The sequence below is a fragment of the Massilia sp. 9096 genome (assembly GCF_000745265.1).
GTDB lineage: Bacteria > Pseudomonadota > Gammaproteobacteria > Burkholderiales > Burkholderiaceae_D > Telluria.
Genome location: NZ_JQNN01000001.1, coordinates 1,140,341 through 1,166,409, shown reverse-complemented (window position 1 = coordinate 1,166,409; position 26,069 = coordinate 1,140,341). Strand labels below are relative to the sequence as shown.

The 26,069-nt window shown below is 66.8% G+C and carries 19 protein-coding genes; 15 read left to right on the top strand and 4 right to left on the bottom strand.

Annotated features, from left to right (window positions below; translation table 11 throughout):
* The first annotated feature begins 56 nt into the window (after window positions 1-56).
* On the top strand, window positions 57-782 hold the full coding sequence (locus FA90_RS05095) for a GAF domain-containing protein (RefSeq protein WP_239700545.1): 726 nt from the start codon (window positions 57-59) through the stop codon (window positions 780-782).
* A 47-nt stretch (window positions 783-829) separates the two neighbouring features.
* Here FA90_RS05095 and FA90_RS05090 read toward each other — a convergent pair whose 3' ends face one another.
* A complete protein-coding gene (locus tag FA90_RS05090) occupies window positions 830-2,872 on the bottom strand; it encodes a bifunctional 2',3'-cyclic-nucleotide 2'-phosphodiesterase/3'-nucleotidase (RefSeq protein WP_036174237.1) in 2,043 nt (680 codons plus the stop codon).
* A 136-nt stretch (window positions 2,873-3,008) separates the two neighbouring features.
* Here FA90_RS05090 and prfB point away from each other — a divergent pair.
* From prfB to lysS, 3 genes are all read left to right on the top strand, one after another.
* Window positions 3,009-4,113, top strand: a protein-coding gene (gene prfB, locus FA90_RS05085) for a peptide chain release factor 2 (RefSeq protein WP_156116594.1) whose coding sequence is annotated in 2 segments (ribosomal slippage) — window positions 3,009-3,089 and window positions 3,091-4,113 — 1,104 coding nt in all. Because the reading frame shifts where the segments join, the coding sequence is not laid out codon by codon here.
* 24 nt (window positions 4,114-4,137) lie between these two features.
* Window positions 4,138-4,818: an HAD family phosphatase gene (locus tag FA90_RS05080; protein WP_036166567.1), complete on the top strand. Its 681-nt coding sequence runs from the start codon at window positions 4,138-4,140 to the stop codon at window positions 4,816-4,818.
* A 49-nt stretch (window positions 4,819-4,867) separates the two neighbouring features.
* Window positions 4,868-6,433, top strand: a complete 1,566-nt coding sequence (gene lysS, locus FA90_RS05075; RefSeq protein WP_081933658.1) for a lysine--tRNA ligase — start codon at window positions 4,868-4,870, stop codon at window positions 6,431-6,433.
* Between the two features lie 92 nt (window positions 6,434-6,525).
* Here lysS and ppnN read toward each other — a convergent pair whose 3' ends face one another.
* Window positions 6,526-7,896, bottom strand: a complete 1,371-nt coding sequence (ppnN, locus tag FA90_RS05070; RefSeq protein ID WP_036166564.1) for a nucleotide 5'-monophosphate nucleosidase PpnN — start codon at window positions 7,894-7,896, stop codon at window positions 6,526-6,528.
* A 242-nt stretch (window positions 7,897-8,138) separates the two neighbouring features.
* Here ppnN and FA90_RS05065 point away from each other — a divergent pair, with 242 nt between their 5' ends.
* Complete coding sequence (locus FA90_RS05065) at window positions 8,139-9,641, top strand: peptide MFS transporter (protein ID WP_036166561.1); 1,503 nt, start codon at window positions 8,139-8,141, stop codon at window positions 9,639-9,641.
* 131 nt (window positions 9,642-9,772) lie between these two features.
* Complete coding sequence (locus FA90_RS05060) at window positions 9,773-10,108, top strand: DUF5694 domain-containing protein (protein WP_197065248.1); 336 nt, start codon at window positions 9,773-9,775, stop codon at window positions 10,106-10,108.
* Window positions 10,109-10,151: 43 nt separating this feature from the next.
* On the opposite strand, the gene FA90_RS05055 is transcribed toward FA90_RS05060, so the two are convergent.
* Complete coding sequence (locus FA90_RS05055) at window positions 10,152-12,428, bottom strand: OPT family oligopeptide transporter (protein ID WP_036166558.1); 2,277 nt, start codon at window positions 12,426-12,428, stop codon at window positions 10,152-10,154.
* Window positions 12,429-12,581: 153 nt separating this feature from the next.
* On the opposite strand from FA90_RS05055, the gene FA90_RS05050 reads away from it, so the two are divergent.
* The 8 genes from FA90_RS05050 (at window position 12,582) to serB (ending at window position 23,753) form a co-directional block, all read left to right on the top strand.
* Complete coding sequence (locus FA90_RS05050; protein WP_081933657.1) at window positions 12,582-14,993, top strand: penicillin-binding protein 1A; 2,412 nt, start codon at window positions 12,582-12,584, stop codon at window positions 14,991-14,993.
* Between the two features lie 184 nt (window positions 14,994-15,177).
* Window positions 15,178-16,224 carry a nucleoside hydrolase gene (locus FA90_RS05045; RefSeq protein WP_081933656.1) on the top strand — a complete coding sequence of 349 codons (1,047 nt, stop codon included), beginning with the start codon at window positions 15,178-15,180 and terminating at the stop codon, window positions 16,222-16,224.
* A 148-nt stretch (window positions 16,225-16,372) separates the two neighbouring features.
* Window positions 16,373-16,660, top strand: a complete 288-nt coding sequence (locus FA90_RS26215; protein WP_156116593.1) for a hypothetical protein — start codon at window positions 16,373-16,375, stop codon at window positions 16,658-16,660.
* Window positions 16,661-16,675: 15 nt separating this feature from the next.
* The gene (locus tag FA90_RS05035) at window positions 16,676-16,999 is read left to right on the top strand and encodes a hypothetical protein (protein ID WP_051971442.1); all 324 of its coding nucleotides are present in this window, start codon (window positions 16,676-16,678) and stop codon (window positions 16,997-16,999) included.
* 179 nt (window positions 17,000-17,178) lie between these two features.
* The gene (locus FA90_RS05030; RefSeq protein ID WP_036166552.1) at window positions 17,179-18,132 is read left to right on the top strand and encodes an IS1595 family transposase; all 954 of its coding nucleotides are present in this window, start codon (window positions 17,179-17,181) and stop codon (window positions 18,130-18,132) included.
* A 155-nt stretch (window positions 18,133-18,287) separates the two neighbouring features.
* On the top strand, window positions 18,288-19,307 hold the full coding sequence (locus FA90_RS05025; RefSeq protein ID WP_036166549.1) for an HDOD domain-containing protein: 1,020 nt from the start codon (window positions 18,288-18,290) through the stop codon (window positions 19,305-19,307).
* 114 nt (window positions 19,308-19,421) lie between these two features.
* Window positions 19,422-22,868, top strand: coding sequence for a transcription-repair coupling factor (gene mfd, locus FA90_RS05020; RefSeq protein WP_036166546.1), 3,447 nt, complete (start codon window positions 19,422-19,424; stop codon window positions 22,866-22,868).
* Between the two features lie 36 nt (window positions 22,869-22,904).
* The gene (gene serB / locus FA90_RS05015) at window positions 22,905-23,753 is read left to right on the top strand and encodes a phosphoserine phosphatase SerB (RefSeq protein WP_081933655.1); all 849 of its coding nucleotides are present in this window, start codon (window positions 22,905-22,907) and stop codon (window positions 23,751-23,753) included.
* A gap of 27 nt (window positions 23,754-23,780) precedes the next feature.
* Here serB and FA90_RS05010 read toward each other — a convergent pair whose 3' ends face one another.
* Window positions 23,781-24,758 (bottom strand): ThuA domain-containing protein, encoded by a 978-nt coding sequence (locus tag FA90_RS05010; RefSeq protein WP_081933654.1) that lies wholly within the window; start codon window positions 24,756-24,758, stop codon window positions 23,781-23,783.
* Between the two features lie 89 nt (window positions 24,759-24,847).
* Between FA90_RS05010 and FA90_RS05005 the strand changes: the two genes are divergently transcribed.
* On the top strand, window positions 24,848-26,038 hold the full coding sequence (locus FA90_RS05005; protein ID WP_051971440.1) for an acyltransferase: 1,191 nt from the start codon (window positions 24,848-24,850) through the stop codon (window positions 26,036-26,038).
* The last annotated feature ends 31 nt before the right edge of the window (window positions 26,039-26,069 follow it).

Here is a 26,069-nt window from a genome sequence, read left to right as displayed (position 1 = left end):
AGCTTTGTCCGAATGCTTTATACTTGACAGGATGTGAGGTAGTTATGCAGAGCACCATGAAAGAAGACGACCCAATCCTGACCACGAGCGAAGTGGCGCGCCTGTTGGGCGTAGCAACCAGTACCGTCCAGATCTGGATGGAGAGTGGCGCCATTCAGTCGTGGAAAACCCCGGGCGGCCACCGTCGCACCCGGCTCAGCCTGATCCAGGGACTGATCCACGGCGACGACGACGCCCGCCACACCCCGAACCCCAGCAACGATCCGGAATACCAGCCGGCCGCCGATGCGCAGTACCCGGCCCCTGGTAACGAACGCGCGCGCCTGGCGGCCCTGGCCGCCAGCGGCCTGGTCGACACCGGCGCCGAAGCGCGCTTCGACCGCCTGGTGCGCCTGGCCTCGATGGTGACCGGCTCGCCGATCGCCCTGATTTCGCTGCTGACCTCGACCCGCCAGTGGTTCAAGGCGCGCGTCGGCATGGATGTCCAGGAAACCCCGCGCGACTGGGCCTTCTGCACCCACGCGATCATGCAGAACGAGTTGTTCGTGGTCGAAGATGCGATGGCCGACGAACGCTTCCGCCGGAACCCGCTGGTGCAGCAGGATCCGCACATCCGCTTTTATGCGGGCGTGCCGCTGCGCGACAAGTCGGGCCAGCCGCTGGGCACGCTGTGCGTGATCGACCGCGAGCCGCGCCGCCTGCGCGCAGCCGAGGTACAGAGCCTGCTCGACCTGGCCGAAATCGCCTCCAAAGAGATCCAGTCCGGCAACCGTCCCGGCTGATTCCTGCGCGTGCGCCTGCGGGCGCACGCGCCGCTCGTTTCGTCCACTTATTTCGACAGATCGACCGCATACAGGGCAAATCCCTTGCCCTGCCCATCCGACTCGGTCAGCTGGGACACATTGTCCAATCCCGCCGCGCGCGCCAGTTCGAGCTTGCCCGGCGGCGCATGGAATACCACCGGCCCTGCCGTCTTGAGCTGCGCGAAACGCCAGCTGCGCGCGCCACCGTTGCCCGTGCGCGTCAGTTGCCGGGTCGCCTTGACGTAGCCGATCAGCACCTCGCGGTTGGTGTCCGGCGCCGCCACCACGGTCTTGTCCGATCCCAGTCCCGGAAAGCCGCCGCCACCGCTGGCGCGGTAGTTGTTGGTCGCGACCAGGAACAGCTGCTCCGCGCCTACCGGCTTGCCTTGCCAGCTCATGTTGCGGATGCGGCCGCCGGCCGGCCGGGTGACGTCGATCTCATAGTGAAAATCGGGATCGGTGACCGTGTCGAAGTTATACGTCGCAAACGCGGCGTTGACCAGTTCCTGCGGCTCGCGCCTGGCCGGGTCGATCGTGTTGAAGCGCGCCGCCGCCTTTTCCAGCCAGGCCTTCAAACCAGCGCCATCGATCTTCACGGCGCTGACCGTGTTCGGGTACAGGTAGAGGTCGGCGGCGTTGTTCAGCGCCAGCGGGCCCGGCGCCACGTCGGTGTAGTCCTGCAGGCCCGCCCCGCCGGCCTTGAACGCAGCGGCCATCGACAGCACCGGCAGATCGGCGTACTGCGCCAGGTTGGCCTTCACATACTCTTTTACGTAGGCGGTCTGCGCCTGGTTGACGACTTGCGTCGCCGACGGGTCGCCGACGTCGGCGAAATAGCTGGCCATGCGAAAGTCGGTGCTGCCGACCGGCGTTTGCACGTAGCGGATCGTCGCCTCGTGCGCCGGCCGCACCAGCGCGTCGACGCCTTCGTCGGGTGCGACGAAGGATTTATCGAGCTGCTGGGTCGCGCGCGTCTCCACCACGGTGCGCTCGCGCTCGACCTGCCAGTGGCGGCCGTCGTAGCGCAGCCGCATCTGGATCACGCCGATGTTCTTGCCCCATAAATTGGCCATCACGGCCGGCACGCCGAACACGGTGCCTTTCACCTTGTCGACGTTCGGCAGGTCGAACTGCGGCGACCTGGCGGCGGGGTCGGGAAACAGCAGGTGCGCATGGCCGAGCAGCAGCGCGTCGATGCCCGGCACCTGCGCCAGATAGTAATTCCCGTTTTCCATCGTCGGCGCGTAGGGGCTGGCGTCCAGCCCGCCGTGCGAGATCGCGACGATCAGGTCGGCGCCCTTGGCACGCATCTCGGGCACATACCGTTTGGCCGTTTCGACCACCCCCTCGGTCGTGACCTTGCCGTCCAGCCAGCGCTTGTCCCACGCCGCGATGGTCGGCGTGGTAAAGCCGATGATGCCGACCTTGAGCGTCGCCGTGAGCGGCTTGCCGCCTGGGCCGACCGCCTGCACGCGCTTCTCGATGATTTTATATGGCGCGAAGATCGGCTGGTGCGTCGCGAGGCTGACCACGTTGGCCAGCACCACCGGGAAACCCGGGCCGGCGCAGCGCTCGGGCTGCACGCCCGGCGCCTCGATCCGGTTGCCGGTCACCCGGCCCAGGTAGGGCAAGCCGAAGTCGAAATCGTGGTTGCCGACGCTGGCCCCGTCGTAGCCGAGCTTGTGCATCGCCCGGTAGATCGCCGGCGACTGGCCGCACGCGAGCGTGCCGGGCGTGGCCTCGTAATCGCCGAGCGCGGTGCCCTGCAGCGTATCGCCGTTATCGAACAGCAGCGTGTTGGGAAACTCGCGGCGCGCCTGTTCGATCAGCGTGGCGGCGCGGTCCAGGCCCAGCGACGGGTCGGCGGCCAGCTTGAAGTAGTCGTAGCCGACCACGTTCGCATGCAGGTCGGTGGTTTCCAGGATGGCCAGGCTGGCGCTCGCGCCTGCGCGCACGCGCGCGGCGTTGGCCGGGGCGCCAGCCGCAGCACTTGCGGCGGACGCCGGGCCGGCCGCCAGCAGGACGGGCGCCAGCGCAAGGCAGAGTCGATGGGCGGGACGGAGGATCATGATGGACGGATAAGGGATGGGCGATCTGGCGGCCATCATAAGCGAGCCCGATACGGCGCGGCAAGGCGATCGCGCCGGCGGCGACATCGGGTATAATCGAGGGTTCGATTCAACTACTTAAAACAAGCCCAAGATCATGGAAGCTGAACGCATCAATGCCCTTTCCGCCCTGCTGAACGACCTGACCAGCCGTGAAGCCGAACTTCGGAGGTATCTTTGACTTCGATCGGAAGTCGGAGAAACTAGAACAGGTCAACCAGGAGCTGGAAGACCCGACGGTCTGGAACGACCAGAAGCGCGCGCAAGACCTCGGCAAGGAAAAGAAAGCCCTGGAAGGCGTCGTCCTGACGCTGGAAAAAGCCAAATCGGATCTGATCGATTCGCGCGACCTGTTCGACATGGCCCGCGAAGAAGGCGATGACGACACCATCGAATCGGTCGAAGGCGACGCCGAAGAGATCAAGAAGGTCATCGAGGCGATGGAATTCCGCCGGATGTTCAGCAACCCGATGGACCACGCCAACTGCTTCATCGACATCCAGGCCGGCGCCGGCGGCACCGAGGCCCAGGACTGGGCGTCGATGCTGATGCGCCAGTACCTGCGCTATTGCGAGCGCAAGGGCTTCAAGGCCGAGGTGATGGAACTGTCCGAGGGCGAGGTCGCCGGCATCAAGACCGCCACCATCAAGGTCGAGGGCGAGTACGCCTACGGCCACCTGCGCACCGAGACCGGCGTGCACCGCCTGGTGCGCAAGTCGCCGTTCGACTCGGCCAACGGGCGCCACACCTCGTTCACCTCGCTGTTCGTGTACCCGGAGGTCGACGAGTCGTTCGAGATCGAGATCAACCCGGCCGACGTGCGCATCGACACCTACCGCGCATCGGGCGCCGGTGGTCAGCACATCAACAAGACCGACTCCGCCGTGCGCCTCACGCACGCGCCATCGGGTATCGTGGTGCAGTGCCAGAACGACCGCTCGCAGCACCGCAACAAGGCCGAAGCCTTCGACATGCTGCGCGCCAAGCTGTTCGAACTCGAGATGCGCAAGCGCATGAGCGAACAGCAGAAGCTGGAAGACTCCAAGACCGACGTCGGCTGGGGCCACCAGATCCGTTCCTACGTGCTCGACCAGTCGCGCATCAAGGACCTGCGCACCGGCTTCGAAACCGGCAACACCAAGGGCGTGCTGGACGGCGACCTGGACGATTTCATTTCCGCCTCGCTCAAGCAAGGCGTGTAAGAACCCACGAGGAGTCACAGCTCGATGCACAGCACGACAAGCAACGCAGCGCGCGCATTCATTTTCGACATGGACGGCACCATCGTCGACAACATGGCCTACCACACCAAGTCCTGGCTCGAGTTCTTCGCGCGCCGCGGCAAGGAATACGATCCCGACGCGTTCTTCCGCGAGACCGCCGGCGCCCAGGGCCGCGAGATCCTGCGCGCGCGCCTCGGCCCGGACGTCCCCGATGAGCAGATCGCCCTGCTGGCCCTGGAAAAGGATGCGCTGTACCGCGAGATGTACGGTCCGCACCGCGCCGCCATCGCCGGCTTCGAGGCCTTCGTGACGCAGGCCGACGCGCGCGGCATCCAGCTGGCCGTGGCCACCTCGGCGCCGCCGGGCAACATCGTGTTCACGCTCGACGAACTCGACCTGCGCCGCCACTTCCACGCCGTGGTCGGCGCGGCCGACGTCAAGCACGGCAAGCCGCATCCGGACGTGTTCCTGAAAGCGGCCGAGAAGCTGGGCCTGGCCCCGGCCGAGTGCATCGTGTTCGAAGACGCGCCGATGGGCGTCGAAGCGGCGCGCCGCGCCGGCATGCGCGCGGTCGCGATCACGACCACGCTGCCGGCCGAGGCCTTCGAGGAATACGACAACGTCATCAAGGTCGTGACCGATTACGACAAGCTGTCGGTCGAGGACCTGCTGGCCGGCCTGTGATTCGAGGCCGCGATCCGGCTGTGACCCAAAACTAGAAACAGAACCTGATATGAGCACTCACAATCAAGAACAACTAAGCCAAGAACAAACCGGCCAGGAACAGACCACCAGCCTGCAGCTTGATGACAACAAGATCATCGCCGAGCGCCGCGCCAAGCTGGCCGCGATCCGCGAAAAGGGCGTGGCGTTTCCGAACGACTTCGTCCCGCAGCACAAAGCCGCCGACCTGACCGAAACCTACGGCGGCTGGACCCGCGAGCAGCTCGAAGCCGAGCCGCAGGCGGTGGTGCTGGCCGGGCGCATGATGCTCAAGCGCGAAGCCGGCAAGAAGGCCGCCTTCGCGACCCTGCAGGACGCCTCGGGCCCGCGCGCCGACGGCCGCATTCAGATCTACGTCACGCTCGACAACGTCGGCGAAGAGGCAATGGAAGCGTTCCGCCGCTACGACCTGGGCGACATCCTGGGCATCGAAGGCACGCTGTTCAAGACCAAGGTCGACGAGCTGACCGTGAAGGTCACGAACCTGCGCCTGATCACCAAGTCGCTGCGCCCGCTGCCGGACAAGTTCCACGGCCTGGCCGACCAGGAGACCAAGTACCGCCAGCGCTACGTCGACCTGATCATGAACGAAGAGACGCGCCGCACCTTCAAGGCGCGCACCGCCGCGATCGCGTCGATGCGCCGCTTCATGCAGGACAACCAGTTCATGGAAGTCGAGACCCCGATGCTGCACCCGATCCCGGGCGGCGCCGCGGCCAAGCCTTTCATCACCCACCACAATGCGCTCGACATGCAGATGTTCCTGCGCATCGCACCGGAGCTGTACCTGAAGCGCCTGGTGGTCGGCGGCTTCGACCGCGTGTTCGAGATCAACCGTAACTTCCGCAACGAGGGCGTCTCGATCCGCCACAATCCGGAATTCACGATGATGGAGTTCTACGCCGCCTACACCGACTACAAGTGGGTGATGGACTATACCGAGGCCGTGATCCGCCAGGCTGCGATCGACGCCCACGGCACCGCCGAGCTGACCTACGGCGGCCGCGCGCTCGACCTGGGCAAGCCCTTCCACCGCCTGACCATCGTCGAGGCGATCGACAAGTACGCGCCGGGCTACACCACCGAGCAGCTCAATGACGACGCCTTCCTGCGCGCCGAACTGCTGAAATTCGGCGTCAAGCCGATGGCCCACGTCGGCACCGGCGCGCTGCAACTGGCGCTGTTCGAAGAGACCGCCGAAGCCCAGCTGTGGGAGCCGACCTTCATCATCGACTACCCGGTCGAAGTCTCGCCGCTGGCGCGCGCGTCCGACACCCGCGAAGGCATCACCGAGCGCTTCGAATTGTTCATGGTAGGCCGCGAGATCGCCAACGGCTTCTCGGAGCTGAACGATGCGGAAGACCAGGCGGCGCGTTTCCTGGCCCAGGTCGACGCCAAGGACGCCGGCGACGAGGAAGCGATGTACTACGACGCCGACTACATCCGCGCGCTGGAGTACGGCATGCCCCCGGCCGGCGGCTGCGGCATCGGCATCGACCGCCTGATCATGATCCTGACCGATTCGCCGAACATCCGCGACGTGCTGCTGTTCCCGCACCTGCGCAAGGAAGACTGACCGGTCGCGCGCACGCGTGCATGATGCGCGCGTGAGACGTAAAAAAGCCGCGGACGATTTCTCGTTCCGCGGCTTTTTTCATGCCGTCATGCTCAGCGCACCACGCGATAGCAGGGAATGTACTCCTTGCCCGGCAGCTTCATGCGGCTCTGCTCGACGAAGGACTGCAGCAGGTGGTCCATCGGCGCCATGATCTCGTCCTCGCCGTGGATCTCGAACTTGCCGTACTTTTCGATCTCGCGGATGCCCTCTTCCTTGACGTTGCCGGCCACCACGCCGGAAAACGCGCGGCGCAGGTTGGCGGCCAGCAGGTGGGTTGCCTGGCCCTTGTGCAGCGACAGGCTGCGCATGTTCTCGTGGGTCGGCTTGAACGGCTTCTGGAATTCCGGATCGATCTTCAAGCCCCAGTTGAAGTAGTATGCGTCGCTGCGCGCCTTGCGGAATTCGCGCACCTGGCGGATCCCGGTCTGCATTTCCTTGGCCACGGCTTCCGGATCGTCGACGATGATCTTGTAGCGCTTCTGCGCCGCCTCGCCGAGCGTCAGGCCGATGAACTGGTCGATCTGCCTGAAGTAGTCGGCCGCGGTCGAGGGGCCGGTAAAGATCAGCGGGAAAGGCATGTCGGCATTCTCCGGGTGGAGCAGGATGCCCAGGATGTAGAGGATTTCCTCGGCGGTGCCGGCGCCGCCCGGGAACACGACGATGCCGTGGCCGGTGCGCACGAACGCTTCGAGGCGCTTCTCGATGTCCGGCATGATGACCAGGTCGTTGACGATCGGGTTCGGGCTTTCCGCGGCGATGATGCCCGGCTCCGAGATGCCGAGATAGCGCCCGCCCTGCAGGCGCTGCTTGGCGTGGCCGATGGTCGCACCCTTCATCGGGCCTTTCATCGCGCCCGGGCCGCAGCCGGTGCAGATGTCCAGTTCGCGCAGGCCGAGGTGGTAGCCGACGTGCTTGGAATAGTTGTACTCGACCCGGTTGATCGAGTGGCCGCCCCAGCACACCACCAGGTTCGGGTTGCGCTGCGGCTGGATCACGTTGGCGTTGCGCAGAATGTGGAAGACGGCGTCGGTGATGCCTTCCGGGCTGTGCAGGTCGAAGCGCGGGTTGTCGGTGACCTCGAAGTTCACGTACACGATGTCGCGCAGTACCGAGAACAGGTGCTCGTGGATACCCTTGATCATCTTGCCGTCGACGAAAGCGTGGGCCGGCGCGCCGCGGATATCGAGCTTGATCCCGCGCTCGCGCTGGATGATCCTGATCTCGAAATCCTTGTAGCGCTCCAGCAGCTCCTTGCCGTCGTCGATCGAACTGCCGGAGTTCAGGACCGCGAGCGCGCATTTGCGGAATATCTGGTAAAGACCACCCTGGCTGGTGTCGAGCAGCTTCGCCACCTCGGCCTTGGACAGTACTTCCAGGCGGCCTTCGGGCGAAATGAGCGTATCGACGACTTCGTAGTTCATATGCATTTCCTCTCTTCTTCTGGTCTGAATCTTTTTGGTGCGGGTGTGGCTAATGCACCAATATACGACAACTCACGAGAGTTTGCGTCCCGGTTCGGACAGGCGTTTGCACTCTTATGGAAGAGCTGGAAAAACTTGCCTTGCCGTGGGGGATTTCCACTACAATGCGACGCTATTGGCAGTCCGTCCATACGGTCTGACCACGACATCAACGAGACAAAACGATTTTCGGGAGGAACCGCATGAGCGGTGCAGCTACTACATCCGCCGAGCAGAAAGCGACGCCGGAATTCCGCCAGATCATGGGCCACCCAGCGCCGCTGTGGATGCTCTTCATGACGGAATTCTGGGAACGCTTTGCTTTCTACGGCATCCGCTGGGCCCTGGTGCTCTACATCGTCGCGCAGTTCTACGGCGGCAGCGGCGCCGGCCAGGCCGACGCCAACCTGACCTACGGTTCCTACCTCGCACTGGTGTACGCCGGCGCCGTGTTCGGCGGCTACATCGCCGACCGGGTCATCGGTTACCAGCGCTCGATCCTGGTCGGCGCTGCCTTCATGGTGCTCGGCCTGTTCGCGATCACGGTGCCGAACCCGGACATCTTCAAGCTCGGTCTGGCCACGATCATCGTCGGCAACGGCATGTTCAAGCCGAACATCTCGACCATGGTCGGCCAGCTGTACGGCATCCACGACACGCGTCGCGATTCCGGCTTCACCATCTTCTACATGGGCATCAACGGCGGCGGCTTCATCGCGCCGATCCTGACCGGCATCCTGGCCGAGCGCCTGTCGTCCCAGACCGGGGTGCCGGCCTACAAGACGGTGTTCTTCGCCGCCGGCATCGGCATGATCCTGTCGCTGATCTGGTTCCAGATCGGCCGCCGCGGCCTGAAGGGCATCGGCGCCGCCACCGGACCGCTGGCCAGCCCGGCGCGCATCATCGGCGTGATCGTCGGCGCGCTGGTCGTGATCCCGGGCGTGTACTTCCTGCTCCAGATGGGCGCGGAAAAGCTGCAGGGCATCCTGACCGTGCTGTTCCTGGCGCTGGCCGCGATGCTGGTGGTCGAAGGCGTGCGCAACGGTAAAGTGGCGCGCGACAAGGTCATCGCGATGATGATCATCTTCTTCTTCAACGTGATGTTCTGGTGCTTCTTCGAACAGGCCGGCAGCTCGTTCACCTTCCTGGCCGAGAACATCGTGCGCCGCGACTTCGGCGGCTGGATCTTCCCGACCGGCTGGTTCCAGTCGGTGAATACCCTCGCCATCATCGTGTGCGCGCCGCTGGTGGCCGCGGTGTGGGTCTGGATGGGCAGCGCCAATCCGTCGATCCCGCGCAAGTTCGGCCTCGGCCTGATCTTCAACGGCCTTGCCTTCGTGCTGCTGTGGTATGCGCTGAAGTTCCTGGTCGGCCCGGACAGCAAGATCCCGTTCTGGACCCTGTTCATGGTCTACGTGATCCAGTCGATCGGCGAACTGTGCCTGTCGCCGATCGGCCTGTCGATGGTCACCAAGCTGGCTCCGACCCGCCTGGTCGGCCTGGGCATGGGCGGCTGGTTCCTGTCGACCGGCATCGGCAACAACCTGTCGGGCATCTTCGCCAGCATCGTCTCCGGCGAAAAAGGCATGACCGTGGAATCGGCACTGTCCGGCTACACCTTCGGTTTCTGGGCGCTGATCGGCTCGGGCCTCCTGCTGTTCCTGATCGCGCCGCTGATCCAGAAGCTGATGCATGGCGTGAAGTGATCGATGCTGGGGGCATCGATCACCGATGCTGGGGGCATCGATCGCCCCCAATTCGTACGATGGACGGCGGCCTGCGGGTCGCCGTTTTCGTTTTCGCTCGTGCGCGCGCGCGAGTGCACGATGCGCCACACGTGCATATCCGATTGTTCGTGCCCTGCCGGGATGGCGCCGACCTGCTGCCGCTGTACCGCGCGCTGAACGACCCGGCCCGGCTCGCCGTGCGCGCCGACGGCAACGTGCGCTCGGCCATGCGCGGCACGTCGCCGCAGCACTATTCGCAGATGTGGGTCGCTGGCTGGGAAACGCGCAACCTGCGCATCGTCGCCAACATCCGCGAGACCTTCCGCGAGCGCCCGGGCGCGCGCGTGCTGTCGATCATCGGCGCGACGCACAAGCCATGCCTGGACGCCTGGCTCGGCCAGCTGCAGGGCGTCGACATCGTCGATGCCGAGGCCGTGCTGATGTGACGATTGAAGTGACGATGACGGCGCGCCGCGCTCGGCGCCCGGCTTATTTCACGGCTGGTTTGCCGGCCTTCTCGCGCCCGACCCAATACAGCAGCACGCAGATCGCCGCATACGGAATCACCGATAGCAAATCGCCCCGCGCATCGTTGAAGAACGGGTTGAACGCCACTGCCCACTTGTTCATCGCGTTGTCGAAATCGGTCAGCACCCCGGCCGTGATGGCGATGATGATGCCGGCCAGCGCGCCGCCGGCGATATAGCCCGAGGCCAGCAGCGTGCCCGAGCTGCGGTCGCCCGCGGCCTGCATTTCTTCCTCGTCCAGGCTGGCGTACTGCGGCAGCTTGCTGTTGCGGCGGTCGACCATCCAGCGGATCAAGCCGCCGATCGCGATCGGCAGCGTCGACACCAGCGGCAGGTAGACGCCGACCGAGAACGCCAGCGACTGGATGCCGGCCATCTCCAGCACCAACGCGATCATCACGCCGAACAGCACCAGCGTCCACGGCAGCTGCTGGTCGAGGATGCCCTTGATGATGTACGACATCAGCACGGCCTTGGGTGCATCGTACTTCTTGACTTCGCTGCCGTCCGGACGGGTGTGGTACTGGCCGTTGATGCCCGGATCGACCAGGTAGGCCAGCGAACCGTCGGCACGCACCAGGTATTTGCCGGCCGGGCCGTTGACGGTGTCCGTCTTTTGCCAGACCTTGTAGCTCGCTTTGTCCGACGCGGCCTGCGGGCCCTGCAGCTGCGCCGTATCGGTCAGCCTGGCGGCATCGACATGCACCGCGGCCAGCTGCGGCGACACCTTCGCCGCCGGCATGTAGACCGTGCCGGCATCGTTCAGTTTCAGCAGGATCGGACCCAGCACCAGCGCCGAGGCCAGCGCGCCGGCCAGGATCGCGTATTGCTGCAATTTCGGTGTCGAGCCGACCAGGTAGCCGGTTTTCAGGTCTTGCGAGGTGGTGCCGGCATTGCTGGCGGCGATGCAGACGATGGCGCCGACCGACAGCGCGGTCACGTAGTAGCGCCCGCCGGTCCAGCCCATCAGCAGGAAGATCAGGCAGGTGAACAGCAGCGTGGCCACCGCCATGCCCGAGATCGGGTTGGACGACGAGCCGACTTCACCGGTCAGGCGCGAGGACACGGTCGCGAACAGGAAGCCGAACACCAGGATCAGCAGCGCCCCGAGCAGGTTCATGTGCAGCGGCGCGGCAAAGGTGATCACGGCGATGATGCCCAGGCAGCCGATCACGACCCACTTGAGCGGGATGTCCTGGTCGGTGCGCAGGTTGCTGTCGCCAGCGCTGCCCTTCTTGAAGCCGGCCAGGCCGCCCTTCAGGCCATTCCAGATGGTCGGCAGCGAACGCGCCAGGCTGACCAGGCCGCCGGCCGCGACCGCGCCGGCGCCGATGTACAGCACGTAGGCGCTGCGGATGTCGTCCGGCCCCATGTCCTTGATGAGCATCGTGCCCGGGGCCAGCGGCACCGTGAGCAGCTCGCCGAAGAACTTGATCATCGGGATAAGCAGCAGATAGGACAGCACGCCGCCGGCCGCCATCGTCATCGCGATGCGCGGGCCGATGATGTAGCCCACGCCAAGCAGCTCGGGCGAGATCTCGGCGCCGGCCGAACCGGCCTTCAAGGGCGCGCCGAACACGAAGTTGACGGTGTCCTTCCAGAGTTTCAGCGAAATCTCGAGCACCTTGTACAGCAGACCGAGGCCGAACCCGCCGAAGATGATGAAGGCGCGCCGGCGCGCCTCGGCGGCTTCGTCCGAGCCTTCGGCGCGCACTTCGCCGGCCGCCTCGCGCGAGGTTTCGGTGGCGGCGGCTTTCAGCACCTCGGCGCAGGCCGTGCCTTCCGGGTATTTCAGTTCGCGGTGCTGGTCGACGATCATCGTGCGGCGCATCGGGATCATCATCAGGATGCCGAGCAGGCCGCCCAGTATCCCGACCAGCATCACGCGCGAGATCTCGAGGTCGAAGCCGAGGATCATGATGGCCGGCATGGTCACGCCCAGGCCGAAGGCGAGCGACTCGCCGGCCGAACCGGCGGTCTGGGTGATCGAGTTTTCCAGGATCGTCGATTCGCGCCCGCCCGCCTTCTTGGCCAGGCCGAACAGCGTGATCGCGATCACGGCGACCGGAATCGAGGCGCTGACCGTCAGGCCGACCTTCAGCACCAGGTACAGCGACGAGGCGCCGAACACCATGCCCAGGATCGTGCCCATGACCAGGGCGCGCAGCGTCATCTCGGGCAACTGTGCGGACGCGGGAATGTAGGGCTTGACGGCGGGCGGATGGGGATCGTAAGGCATGGTGACGTTCTGTTATTACGTTGGCAGTATCGTGGGGCGGGACGTGCGGGGCCGTGTTGCGGGCCCTTAAAGCCGACTTAAGGGCGAACTATCGCACATGCTGTACGGGAAGCAAAGCGGATTATAATTTCCTCCTAGACCGTCCTTACGGTCATGTCGGAGAGTTCAGTTTTGGCAAATCAAAGCAAGCCGGCGCAACGCCGCCCCAGCCGCCTGCGCGGCTTCATTTTCCTCGCCCTGGCCGCGATCCTGCTGCTGGTCGCCGCCGTCGTCGGCTACGTGGTGCTGCGCGTACTGCCCAGCGTACCGGCGCTCGACGCCGTGACCGACTACCGTCCCAAGATTCCGCTGCGCGTGTACACCGCCGACAACGTCCTGATCGGCGAGTTCGGCGAAGAACATCGCGACTTCGTCCCGATCGACAAGATCCCCGACCTGATGAAAAAGTCGCTGCTGGCGATCGAGGACGCGCGCTTCTACCAGCACGGCGCGATCGACTTCCAGCGCGGCCTGGGCGCGGTGGCGTCGAACCTGCGCCACGGCTTCGGCGCCGGCGGCGCGTCGACCATCACGATGCAGGTGGCGCGCAACTTCTTCCTGTCGCGCGCCAAGCACCTGGACCGCAAGCTCAACGAGATCGCTCTGGCCTACAAGATCGAGGGCGCCCTGACCAAGGACCAGATCCTCGAGCTGTACATGAACCAGATCTACCTGGGCCAGCGCGCCTACGGCTTCGCCAGCGCCGCGCGCACCTACTTCAACAAGGACCTGGATCACCTGACCGTGGCCGAGATGGCGATGCTGGCCGGCTTGCCGCAGAACCCGTCGCGCCACAACCCGGTGAGCAACCCGCAGCGCGCGCGCGAGCGCCAGCACGCGGTGCTCGGGCGCATGCGCGCGCTGAACTTCATTACCGAAGACCAGTACCAGGCAGCCCTGGTGGAACCGCTGCACGTCAACCAGCGCGGCCAGGCGTTCGACACCCACGCCGAGTACGTGGCCGAACTGGCGCGCCTGGCCGTCTACAACGAATACAAGGACGACGCCTATACCAAGGGCATCAAGGTCTACACCACGATCCTGAAGCCCGAGCAGGACGCCGCCTACGCCTCGGTGCGCCGCAACGTGATCGCCTACGACCAGCGCCACGGCTACCGTGGTCCGGAAGGCCGCATCGAGCTGCCCTCGGACGCCCAGGAGCGCGAGGACGCGATCTCGGAAGCGCTCGGCAAGCGCCCGTCCAGCGACGGCCTGATCCCGGCCGTGGTGCTGTCGAGCTCGCCCAAGGCGGTGCGCGTCGAGACCATCGACGGCGATACCGTCGACGTCACCGGGGCCGGCCTGAAGTTCGCCGCCGGCGCGCTCTCGCCCAACGCCAAGGACACGGTACGCATCACGCCGGGCGCGATCGTGCGGGTCGCGCACGAGGGCAAGAACGACGCCAAGGGCTGGGCCATCACCCAGGTGCCGCAGGTGGCGGCGGCCTTCGTCGCGCTCGACGCCGACACCGGGGCCTATCACGCGCTGGTCGGCGGCTTCGACTTCAACCTGCAGAAGTTCAACCACGTCACGCAAGCCTGGCGCCAGCCGGGTTCGGGCATCAAGCCGTTCATCTACTCGGCCTCGCTGGACAAGGGGTATTCGCCGGCCACGCGCATCCTCGACGCGCCGCTCGAGATGGCGGGCGAGAACGCCGGCGCCACCTGGGCGCCGCAGAACGACGACGGCAAATGGGACGGCCCGATCACCATGCGCCAGGCGCTGGCGCAGTCGAAGAACGTGGCCTCGGTGCGCCTGCTGCGCGCGGTGTCGGTGCCGTTCGCGCACGAGTACCTGGGCCGCTTCGGCTTCGACCTGGATCGCCAGCCGAAGAACTTCACGCTGGCGCTGGGTACCGGCCAGGTGACCGCGCTGCAGATGGCCGACGCGTATGCGGTGTTCGCCAACGGCGGCTACCGCGTCCAGCCCTACCTGATCAGCAGGATCGAGGATGCCGACGGCAAGGTGATCCGCCAGGCCACCGTGCCGGCCGGCCACACCGAGGAACAGCGCGTGCTGGACGCGCGCAACGTGTTCGTCATGGACAGCATGCTGCGCGACGTGACCCGCTACGGCACCGGCGCCGCCGCCACCAAGGCGCTCGGCCGCAACGACATCGCCGGCAAGACCGGCACCACCAGCGACGCCATGGACGGCTGGTTCTCCGGCTACGGCGGCAAGGTGGTGGCGGTGGCCTGGATGGGCTACGACGATCCGCGCTCGCTGGGCGGCAAGGAATTCGGCGCCACGCTGGCGCTGCCGATCTGGATCGACTACATGCGGGTGGCGCTGGCCAAGCGCCCGGTCGGCGAGGAGCCGGTGCAGCCGGAAGGCCTGGTGCGCGAGAACGATGACTGGGTCTACGCCGAATACGCCGGATCGACGGCCTTCAGCGGTATCGACCTCGACCAGCAGCAGCCGGCGGTGGCGCCGGACGGCAGCGTGGACCCGGGTGCGGCCCAGCCGGGTGCGCCGGCCCAGCCGCCGGCGGGTTCGCAGCAGGCGCCGGCCAACAGCCTGTTCTGACCGGAGAGCGGGCACACGAGGGCGCACATCGGGCCACCTGGTCCGTTGCGCGCCCTTTTTCATTTCACGCCGACTTGTCCCGCTGCGCAATCCCGCCGGCGCGAACGCGCGCGACCCGCCCGGCCTTGCTGAGATGCAGATCCGGCGATGCGGTAAGATGGCGGCCTTTTGCCCCCCGTCCACCATGACCGCCTTCCCTTTCCCGGCGCGCGCGCCGTCCCGCACGATTCAACCGGCCGCGACGCCGGCGGCGAAGTTCGCGGCGCCGCTGGCAGCGCTGCTGGCGCTGCTGCTGGCTTGCCTGGCCGCGCCGCCGGCCCGGGCGCAGACGATGCCCGCCGGCCGCACGCCCGTCATCGTCGACATGGACATCGGCGACGACATCGACGACGCCTTCGCGCTCGGCCTGCTGCTCGAGAGCCCGGAATTCGAGATCGTCGGCATCACCACCGCCTGGGGCGACACCGCCCTGCGCGTGCGCCTACTGGAACGGCTGCTGCGCGACACCGGCCATCCCGGGATCCCGGTCGCGCAAGGCATCGCCACCGCCAGCCCCCAGCCCTTCACCCAGGCGCGCTATGCCGCGCGCGGCGTGCCGCCCGCCTCGCCGCCGCCGCAGGCGGTCGACTTCATCCTGCGCCAGGCCAGGCTGCGGCCCGGCCAGGTCACCCTGCTCGCGCTCGGCCCGCTCACCAACGTCGGGGCCGCCATCGCGCGCGACCCGGCGGCGTTCCGCCAGCTCAAGCAGGTGGTCATGATGGGCGGCTCGGTGCGCGCCGGCTACCGCAAGTCGCAGTACGTGCCGAACCGTCCGCCGGACAAGGAATACAACATCGCCTCCGACGTGGCCGGCGCGCGCGCCCTGTTCGGCGCCGGCGTGCCGATCGTCATGATGCCGCTCGACGCGACCCAGATCCGCCTCGACGAAGTGGAACGCAACGCGCTGTTCGGCCACGGTTCGCCGGTGACCGACACGCTGGCGCTGCTGTATCACCAATGGATCGATGCCTACCAGCCGTGGTCGAGCAACATGCCTTCGCTGTTCGACGTGGTGCCGGTGGCCTGGCTGATCGATCCACGCGTGTGCCGGCCGACGCCGCTGCACATCGACATCGGCGACGACGGCTTGACGCGCGAGCGGCCCGGGACGCCCAACGCGGCGGTGTGCCTGGCGTCGGACCAGGTTCGCTTCATCGACGTGCTGATGGGGCGCCTGCTGCAGCGCCCTTGAGCGGGCCTCGGCCGTGATGGAAGCATTTGTGCGCAGGTTCTTACTTCCTGAATGTGCGTCGTCTCCTACACGGCATCCCGGGCTCATCCTATTTTGAACACGCGCCGCTGTGCCATCATGGCAACGTGAATCAAAACAGGAGAGCATCATGAAGACTTATCAAAGCGTAATGATCGGCGCGCTGATGGCAATGAGCCTGGCCGCCTGCAGCTCCACCGATGGCGGCACCACCAGCAGCGCAGCAGACAACACCTCGCCGATGTCGGCGCACGGCAACTCGCCGACCGGCGGCGGCGCCACCAGCGGCGGTTCGGGCTCGACCGGTTCGACCGGTTCGAATTCGGGCATGTCGTCGACCGGCACCACCGACACCTCGGGCATGAGCGGCAGCACCAGCACCGGCGCCTCGACCACCGGCGCCACCAACGGCAAATAAATCAGGAGATCGATCATGAAGACCTATCAAAGCATCCTCATCGGCGGCCTGATGGCCATCAGCCTGGCGGCCTGCAGCTCCACCGGCAGCGACATGGGCAGCGGCAGCAGCGGCGACAGCTCGAGCATGTCGTCCGGCAGCTCGGGCGCCGGCTCGACCACCAGCGGCGCCACCGGCACCGGCACCGGCTCGAGCAGCGTCAGCTCGGGCGGCACCACCAGCACCGGCGCCACCACGGGCGGCAGCGCCGGCGCGAGCGGCTCGAGCACCGGCACCTCGGCCACCGGCTCGACCGACACCTCGGGCAACAGCACCGGTACCAGCAGCACCGGCCACTGATCCCGGTTCCGGCCAGTACACACCGCCGGGTTCGCCCGGCGTGCGGCAGGCGGACGCGCCACCCACCGGGTGCGCCGTCCGCCTGCCGCTTTTTATTGGCTGTGTTCGCGTTAGTTAAGTGAACCAAACAGCGTTGTCGAAGTCTTACGCATTGTCGAGTTAGCCCATCGGGAGTGACGATGCAACGACCCACCTTCAGCGAATTGTTCGCCCTGCTTTCTGGCGCAACATTATCCGGCAGCGAGCTGGCGCAATTGCGCGCCTGGATCGCCGGCATCCGCGACCCGACCGAGTGCCTGGCGCTGGTCGAAGCGGCCGCGGCAGGCCGGCCCTGTCCGCATTGCAGCGGCATGCGGCTGCAGCGCTGCGGCCGCGCCAGCGGCTTGCAACGGTTTCGCTGCCTCGGCTGTGCCCGCTCTTTCAATGCCCTGACCGGCACACCGCTGGCACGGCTGCGCAAGCGCGAACGCTGGCTGCCCTATCTTCAGTGCATGCTCGAGTCGCGTACCGTACGCCAGGCCGCGCGCGACACCGGCGTGCACCGAACCACGAGTTTTCGCTGGCGCCACCGGTTCGGACCGGGCGCTGCGCACCATCGTCCGTCGACGTTGTCGGCGATCGTCGAAGCCGACGAGACCTATCGCCTCGAATCGCAAAAGGGCGCGCGCCAGTTGACGCGCCCGTCCCGGCGACGCGGCGGCGCGGCCAGCCGGCGCGGCATCAACCGCGAGCACGACTGCCTGCTGGTGGTGCGCGATCGCAACGGCCTGACGCTGGACTTTCATACCGGCCGCGGTCCCGTGACGGCAGCACAATTGCGCTCGCGCCTGACACCCGTGCTTTCTCCCGACGTGCTCTTGATCAGCGACAGTGCAGCAGCGTATGCCCGCTTCGCCGCCGAGACAGGGATCACGCACGCGCCCGTCAACCTGCGCGCAGGCCGGCGTGCACACGGCGCGATCCATCTCCAGAACGTCAATGGCTGGCACAGCCGTTTCAAAAGCTGGCTAATGCGCTTCAAAGGTGTCGCCAGCCGTTACCTGGCGAACTATTCTGGCTGGCAGCGGCTGCTGGATGGGCACGAGCTGAAGACACCTGCGCAATGGCTGTGTGCTGCGGTACGTCAAGCTTAGTCAAGGCAGGTGCAAACGTCGACTTAACGCGAACACAGCCTTTTTATTCGTCTTCCATCGCGCTGTTCACTGCGCTTTTCACGCCGCCCCTGCCCGTTCCGCCGCAGACGCAAGGGGTACAATGCGCGCATGATGACTCGGCCCGGCGGACCACGATGAAGAACTGGATTGCGCGCCTGCTCGGCGGCGCCGGCGAGCCCGCACCCACGCCCGCGCCCGCGCCGGAACCGGCCGCCGCCCCTGGCGCCGCCGCTGCCGCCACTGCGCACTCGGCCAGCGGCGCCGAGGACCCCGCCGGCCTGCCGTTCTGGCGCTGGCTGTGCGATGCCCCGACGGCCAGCGCCGCCAGCCAAGCCGAGACCCCGGCGGCGGCCGGCCTGGTGCTGGACGAGCTGGCGCGCCTGGCGCGCGCGCCCGGCGACGCCGCCGACCTGGTCCCGCGCGTACCCGAGGTCATTCCGCGCCTGCTGCGCAGCCTGCGCCAGGAAGGCGTGTCCGGCGCCGAGCTGGCGCGCCAGGTGACCCAGGACGCGGTGCTGGTCGCCGAAGTCATCCGCGAAGCCAACGGCCCCCTGTACCGCCAGGCCAAGCCGGTGCGCACGGTCGATGCGGCGATCCTGGTGCTCGGCCAGAACGGCTTGCGCATGCTGCTGGCGCGGGTCGCGTTCCGCCCGGTGATGGGCGTGGCAAGCGGACGCGTCGCGCGCACGGCCGCGCCGCGCCTGTGGCAGCATTCCGAGCGCTGCGCGCGCGCTTGCGCCCTGCTGGCGCCGCGCCTGGGCGCCGACCCGTTCGAGGGTTACCTGGCCGGCCTGATGATCGACGTCGGCCTGGTGGTCGCGCTGCGCCTGCTCGACCGCCTGGAGGCAAGCACCGGCGGCCCCGGCCCCGATCCGGCGCTGCTGGACACGCTCGCCCCCGGCGCGCGCCGGCTGTCGGCCCGCATCGCGCTGCACTGGGAGCTGCCGCCGCCGATCGCCGCCGCCATCCTGCAGGCCGGCCACGAAGACGAGCCGGCCACACCGCTGGCCCAAGCCCTCGCCCAGGCCGACCGCCTGGCCCGGCTGCGCCTGCTGTTCGATCACGGCGTACTGGCCGCGGATGCGGCGCCGCTGGCCGGCCTGGACGCGCATGCCGCGCAGGTGTTCGAGCGCCTCGCGCCCGATCCCGCCTGAGGGCCGGCGCGGCGCTGCGGCCAAGGCCGCGCCGGCCGGGCGCACGCCAGCGGGCGGCATCACTGTTCGACTATAATGAGGCTTCGTTTCGCCGATCGTGGACTGCACGCGTCAATGCCTTTCGACCTCATACAACACCTCCCCAAATCCGGACAACGCTTCGCGCTGCCGCAACTGCACGGCTCCGCCGATGCCTATGCGCTCGCACAAGCGGCGCTGGCCCTGAAACAGAAGGGCCGGATGCTCACCGTCGTGGTCGCCAACGCCAGCGACGGCCAGCGCCTGCTCGACGAAATCCCCTGGTTCGCCGACGGCAAGCTGGCCTGCCACCTGCTGCCGGACTGGGAAACCCTGCCTTACGACGCGTTTTCTCCGCACCAGGACCTGGTGTCCGAGCGCCTGGCCACGCTGCACGAGATCCGCAATGGCCAGTGCGACGTGCTGGTCGTGCCGGCCACCACGGCGCTGGTGCGCCTGGCGCCGCCGTCCTTCCTGGCCGCCTACACTTTCTTTTTCCGCCAGGGCGAGACGCTCGACGAAGGCAAGCTCAAGGCCCAGCTGACCCTGGCCGGCTACAGCCACGTGTCGCAGGTGATGTCGCCGGGCGAGTACTCGGTGCGCGGCGGCCTGATCGATTTGTTCCCGATGGGTTCGGCGCTGCCCTACCGCCTCGACCTGTTCGGCGACGAGATCGAAACCATCCGGACCTTCGACGCCGACACCCAGCGCTCGCTGTATCCGGTCAAGGAAGTGCGCCTGCTGCCGGGCCGCGAGTTCCCGATGGACGAGGCGGCGCGGACCGCTTTTCGCGGGCGCTGGCGCGAGCGCTTCGAGGGCGACCCGACCCGCTCGCCGGCCTACAAGGACATCGGCAACGGCATCGCCTCGGCCGGCATCGAGTATTACCTGCCGCTGTTCTTCGAGGAGACCGCGACCCTGTTCGACTACCTGCCGCAAGAGGCCAGCCTGGCCCTGGTCGGCGACATCGAAGGCGCGATCGGGCGCTTCTGGCAGGACACCGAGTCGCGCTACAAATTCCTCAAGGCCGACCGCGAACGCCCGCTGCTCGAGCCGAAGGAAATCTTCTTGTCGAGCGAGGCCTTCTTCACCTGCGCCAAGCCGCACGCACGCTGGGCCATCGCCAAGGACGCCGATGTGGGGGCATCGGAGCTGTCCGCGCCGATCCCCGACATCGCCGTCAACCGCCGCCTGGACGACCCGCTGGCCAGCCTGCGCGCCTTTTTGGCCCACACCGACGCCAAGGTGATGATCTGCGCCGATTCGCCCGGCCGGCGCGAGACGCTGCAGCAGTACTTCAACGAATACAAGCTGGAGCTGGCCGCCGTTGAGGGCTACCCCGCGCTGTGCGCGTCGAATGCCAGGACGATGCTCGGCGTGGCGCCGCTGCAGGCCGGGTTCGAGCTGATGGACGCCAAGTGCGGCCACCTGGTCTTCATCACCGAGACCGAGCTGTACGCCGGCAGCGGCCGCCGCGCCGGCAAGAAGAAACAGGAAGCCAGCTCGCAGGTCGAGTCGATGGTGCGCGACTTGTCCGAGCTGAAGGTCGGCGATCCGGTCGTGCACATCAACCACGGCATCGGCCGCTACATGGGCCTGATCAGCATGGACCTGGGCGAAGGCGATGCCGAGTTCCTGCACCTCGAGTACGCTAAAGAAACCAAACTCTACGTGCCGGTCTCGCAGCTGCACGTGATCTCGCGCTATTCGGGCGCCTCGCCCGAAGACGCGCCGCTGCACACCCTCGGTTCCGGCCAGTGGGACAAGGCCAAGCGAAAAGCCGCGGAACAGGTGCGCGACACCGCCGCCGAGCTGCTCAACCTGTACGCGCGCCGCGCCGCGCGCCAGGGCCATTCCTTCGAATATTCGAGCACCGATTACGAGAACTTCGCCCAGAGCTTCGGCTTCGACGAGACGCCCGACCAGGCCGAGGCGATCAGCAACGTGATCAAGGACATGACCTCGGGCCGCCCGATGGACCGCCTGGTGTGCGGCGACGTCGGCTTCGGCAAGACCGAGGTCGCCCTGCGCGCCGCCTTCATCGCCGTCATGGGCGGCAAGCAGGTGGCGATCCTGGCGCCGACCACGCTGCTGGCCGAGCAGCACGCGCAAACCTTCAGCGACCGCTTCGCCGACTGGCCGGTGCGCATCGCCGAGCTGTCGCGCTTCCGCACCGGCAAGGAGATCAACAACGCGATCAAGGGCATGGCCGACGGCACCGTCGACATCGTGATCGGCACGCACAAACTCTTGTCGCCGGACGTCAAGTTCACGCGCCTGGGGCTGGTCATCATCGACGAGGAGCACCGCTTCGGCGTGCGCCAGAAGGAAGCGCTGAAAGCCCTGCGCGCCGAGGTCGACGTGCTGACCCTGACCGCGACCCCGATCCCGCGCACGCTCGGCATGGCGCTGGAAGGCTTGCGCGACTTTTCCGTCATCGCCACCGCGCCGCAAAAGCGCCTGGCGATCAAGACTTTTGTCCGCAGCGAGGACGGCTCGACCATCCGCGAAGCCTGCCTGCGCGAACTCAAGCGCGGCGGCCAGATCTACTTCCTGCACAACGAAGTCGACACGATCGATAACCGCCTGGCGATGCTGCGCGAGCTGCTGCCGGAAGCGCGCATCGGCGTGGCGCACGGCCAGATGCACGAGCGCGAGCTGGAAAAGGTGATGCGCGATTTCGTCCAGCAGCGCTACAACATCCTGCTGTGCACGACCATCATCGAGACCGGCATCGACGTGCCGACCGCGAACACCATCATCATGCACCGCGCCGACAAGTTCGGCCTGGCCCAGCTGCACCAGCTGCGCGGGCGCGTCGGCCGTTCGCACCACCAGGCCTATGCCTACCTGCTGGTCAACGATGCGCTCAATCTCACCAAGCAGGCGCAGCGCAGGCTGGACGCGATCCAGCAGATGGAGGAACTGGGCAGCGGCTTCTATCTGGCCATGCACGACCTCGAGATCCGCGGCGCCGGCGAGGTGCTGGGCGAGAACCAGTCGGGCGAGATGCTGGAAGTCGGTTTCCAGCTGTACTCCGACATGCTCAACGAAGCGGTAAAAGCCCTGAAAGCCGGACGCGAGCCGGACCTGGCCGCGCCGCTGTCCTCGACCACCGAGATCAACCTGCACGTGCCGGCCCTGCTGCCTGCGGATTTCTGCGGCGACGTGCACGAGCGCCTGTCGATCTACAAGCGGCTGGCCAACTGCGAGACCCAGGACCGCATCGACGACATCCAGGAAGAGCTGATCGACCGCTTCGGCAAGCTGCCGGAGCCGGTCAAGGCGCTGATCGAGACGCACCGCCTGCGCATCCTGGCCAAGGGCGTCGGCATCGTCAAGATCGACGCCCACGCGGAGGCGGCCAACATGCAGTTCATGGAAAAGCCGCCGATCGATCCGATCAAGATCATCACGCTGATCCAGAAGAACCGCCAGATCAAGCTGGCCGGCCAGGACAAGCTGCGCATTTCAGCCAGCATGCCGGACCTGCAGGCGCGCGTGAACCAGGTCAAGCAGACCATCCGCCAGCTGCTCGCTTAGCGCAACCATAACAATAACGAGACCAAGAAGATTGCCATGTCCATGAAACTGATCCTGCAGGGCCCGCAGGCCGACCAGGCCACGCTCGAACGCCTTGCGGCAATGGCCGCGCCGGCATCGTCCACGATGCTCCACGCGCGCGCGCTGCGCGCCGACGGCTTCGACTTCACGCCGGACTTGAAGGCGCAGGTCGAAGCCGCCGCGTTCGACGCCGGCGTCGACGCCACCTTCATCGACGCCGGGCGCCTGCTTTCCGACTTCAAGCTGGTCGCGATGGACATGGATTCGACGCTGATCACGATCGAATGCATCGACGAGATCGCCGACATGCAGGGTCTCAAGCCGCAGGTGGCCGCGATCACCGAGGCGGCGATGCGCGGCGAGCTCGGTTTTTCCGAGAGCCTGACGCGCCGCGTGGCGCTGCTGGAAGGCTTGCCGGTCGAGGCGCTGGGACGCGTGTACGAGGAGCGCCTGCGCATCTCGGATGGCGGCGAGGCGATGCTGCAAAGCGCGCAGGCGGCGGGCTTGAAGACGCTGCTGGTCTCGGGCGGCTTCACCTTCTTCACCGAGCGCCTGAAAACCCGCCTGGACCTGGACTTCACCCACGCCAACCTGCTCGAAGCGCAGGACGGCAAGCTCACCGGGCGCGTGGTCGGCGGCATCGTCGACGCCGAGGAAAAGCGCCGCACCGTCGAGCGCGTGTGCGCGCAGCTCGGCATCGATACCCGCCAGGCCATCGTCATGGGCGACGGCGCAAACGACCTCGGGATGATGAGCGTGGCCGGGCTGTCGGTGGCGTTCCGCGCCAAGCCGGTGGTGCGCGCCCAGGCCGACGTCGCGCTCAACTTCAGCGGGCTGGATGGCTTGCTGGCCATCCTGGCCTGAGTCGCGCACCTGGATCTCACCTGCGCGTCAGCGCTTGTGCGGCCGGGGCTCCGGCCCTACCAGGTGCATCGCCCACTCGATCGCCTGCGTGTACATGCGCGCGACGTCCGGGTCGTCGAACGCTTCGCTGGCGTGGCCGATACTCGAGGCGAACACCCTGCCCTTGCCATAATTCTTGATCCAGGCGACCGGCACGTCGTGGTCCGGCGGCAGCCAGATCTGGGACGGGCGCATGTCGAAGGCGTCGCGGTCGATGCTGAGCAGGACGTCGGTGTCCTCGCGCGAGAAGTTGCGCACCACGTAGATCTCGTCCTGCTTGATGAACTGGTGCGGCAGGTTTGACGTCATCGGCGTGTTCGGGTTTTCGTTCAGCAGCGGGAACGGGAACAGCGGCCAGGTGCTGGTGTTGAACGGGTGCGCGACGAATTCGCCGCCGATCATGTCGATGTACTCCTTCCAGCCATGGTTGCCGTCCAGGCCGCCATGCATCACGACCAGGCCGCCGCCGCCGCGCACGTAATCGAGCAGCGCCGCCTTCTGGCTCGCGTCCAGGCCCCAGTCGCCGGTCGCGCTGACCACGACGATGGCGTCGAAGTCGTGCAGGCCCTGCGGCTGGAAGCCCGAGTTCATCGGCTTGCCGCCGCCGCCATTGACCAGGCTGAACTCGGTGCGCAGTTCGCTTTCCCACAGGTGGGTGGCGCGGCCCCAGTTGAACACCGCCGCCATCCCGCTCGGGATCGAGTCGTGGTGCCAGCCGTGCGTGCCGCCCAGGACCAGCACGTGGTGCATCTGCGGGCCGCGGCCGCCGCGCTGGGGCGAGGCCGGCACCGCGCTGGCGGGCGGCATCGACACCACCGCCGGGGTCCATTCCTGCGGCTTGGGCGCGCCCGGCCAACTGCCCTTGAAGGCCGGCAGCGGCTTGGCATCCTGGGCGTGCGCGCCTCCGAGCGCAGCGGCCAGCACGGTTGCCAGCGCCAGGCCGGCCATGCGAAAACGTGGATTCATCGAAGCTCCTGTTGACGGGCCGACCAGCATAACGAACTGATGCATTCGTGGCAACCATGTTACGCTGCTGGCATAGACGAGGAGATGCCGTGACAACACCCACCCCGTCCGCAGGCTTCGCGGACAGCAAACGCCATTACCCGATTCTGGACGGCCTGCGCGGCGTGGCCGCACTGATGGTCGTGGTCTTCCACCTGTTCGAAGCGCACGCCGACAACAACCGCTTCACCCAGCACATCAACCATGGCTACCTGGCCGTCGACTTCTTTTTCGTGCTGTCCGGCTTCGTGATCGGCTACGCCTACGACGACCGCTGGCGCAGCATGTCGACCATGGATTTCTTCAAGCGCCGCCTGATCCGCCTGCATCCGATGATCGTCGCCGGCATGCTGGTCGGCGCGCTGATGTTCTATTTCGAGGACAGCCATGCGGTGTTCCCGCTGATCCACGACACGCCGCTATGGCTGCTGGTCGTGATGACGCTGATCGGCATGACCCTGATCCCGGTAGGGCCGGCGTTCGACATCCGCGGCTGGAGCGAGATGCACCCGCTGAACGGGCCGGCCTGGTCGCTGTTCTACGAATACGTCGCCAACATCCTGTATGCGCTGGTGGTGCGGCGCTTCTCCAACCTGCTGCTGGGGCTGTGCGTGTTCGTGGCCGGCGCCGCGCTGGTGCATTACCTGGTCGCCGGGCCGACCGGCGACGTGATCGGCGGCTGGTCGCTCGAGGCGGACCAGGTGCCGATCGGCTTCATGCGCCTGCTCTACCCCTTCTTTGCCGGCCTGCTGCTGTCGCGCGCCGTCGCGCCCGGGCGCATCAAGCATGCCTTCCCCCTGTGCAGCCTGATCGTGGTGGCGGTGCTGGCCTGGCCGCGCGTGGGCGGGCCGGAGTCGCTGTGGATGAACGGCCTGTACGAATCGCTGTGCATCGTGGTCGTGTTCCCGCTGGTGGTCTGGCTCGGCGCCAGCGGTTCGCTCGGACCGTCGTCGACACCCGGCGCGGCGGCGCGCCTGTGCGGCTTCCTGGGCGGCCTGTCCTATCCGCTCTATATCACGCATTACCCTTTCATCTACGCCTACACGGCCTGGGTGCGCAACCACGACGTGCCACTGGCCGAGGGCTTGCCGGTGATGGCGGCGGCGTTCGCGGCGGCGGTGCTGCTGGCCTGGCTGTTCCTGCACTTCTACGACATCCCGGTGCGCGCCTGGCTGACCCGGCGCGGCATGCGCCGGCCGCTCGAGCGCAAGCCCGCCGAAGTCCCGGGCCGGGCCAGCTGAACCTTTCCTGACTGGAATCACGGCGGGCTTC

Excerpts from the sequence above, each read along its gene's own strand:
- FA90_RS05035 (WP_051971442.1), top strand. The coding sequence starts at position 16,676 with ATGAAGACCTATCAAAGCATCCTCATCGGCGGCCTGATGGCCATCAGC.
- FA90_RS05080 (WP_036166567.1), top strand. The coding sequence starts at position 4,138 with ATGCACAGCACGACAAGCAACGCAGCGCGCGCATTCATTTTCGACATG.
- FA90_RS05050 (WP_081933657.1), top strand. The coding sequence starts at position 12,582 with ATGTCGGAGAGTTCAGTTTTGGCAAATCAAAGCAAGCCGGCGCAACGC.
- FA90_RS05010 (WP_081933654.1), bottom strand. The coding sequence starts at position 24,758 with ATGAATCCACGTTTTCGCATGGCCGGCCTGGCGCTGGCAACCGTGCTG.
- mfd (WP_036166546.1), top strand. The coding sequence starts at position 19,422 with ATGCCTTTCGACCTCATACAACACCTCCCCAAATCCGGACAACGCTTC.
- lysS (WP_081933658.1), top strand. The coding sequence starts at position 4,868 with ATGAGCACTCACAATCAAGAACAACTAAGCCAAGAACAAACCGGCCAG.
- serB (WP_081933655.1), top strand. The coding sequence starts at position 22,905 with ATGTCCATGAAACTGATCCTGCAGGGCCCGCAGGCCGACCAGGCCACG.
- FA90_RS05055 (WP_036166558.1), bottom strand. The coding sequence starts at position 12,428 with ATGCCTTACGATCCCCATCCGCCCGCCGTCAAGCCCTACATTCCCGCG.
- FA90_RS05025 (WP_036166549.1), top strand. The coding sequence starts at position 18,288 with ATGAAGAACTGGATTGCGCGCCTGCTCGGCGGCGCCGGCGAGCCCGCA.
- FA90_RS05045 (WP_081933656.1), top strand. The coding sequence starts at position 15,178 with ATGACCGCCTTCCCTTTCCCGGCGCGCGCGCCGTCCCGCACGATTCAA.
- FA90_RS26215 (WP_156116593.1), top strand. The coding sequence starts at position 16,373 with ATGAAGACTTATCAAAGCGTAATGATCGGCGCGCTGATGGCAATGAGC.
- FA90_RS05095 (WP_239700545.1), top strand. The coding sequence starts at position 57 with ATGAAAGAAGACGACCCAATCCTGACCACGAGCGAAGTGGCGCGCCTG.
- ppnN (WP_036166564.1), bottom strand. The coding sequence starts at position 7,896 with ATGAACTACGAAGTCGTCGATACGCTCATTTCGCCCGAAGGCCGCCTG.
- FA90_RS05090 (WP_036174237.1), bottom strand. The coding sequence starts at position 2,872 with ATGATCCTCCGTCCCGCCCATCGACTCTGCCTTGCGCTGGCGCCCGTC.
- FA90_RS05065 (WP_036166561.1), top strand. The coding sequence starts at position 8,139 with ATGAGCGGTGCAGCTACTACATCCGCCGAGCAGAAAGCGACGCCGGAA.
- FA90_RS05030 (WP_036166552.1), top strand. The coding sequence starts at position 17,179 with ATGCAACGACCCACCTTCAGCGAATTGTTCGCCCTGCTTTCTGGCGCA.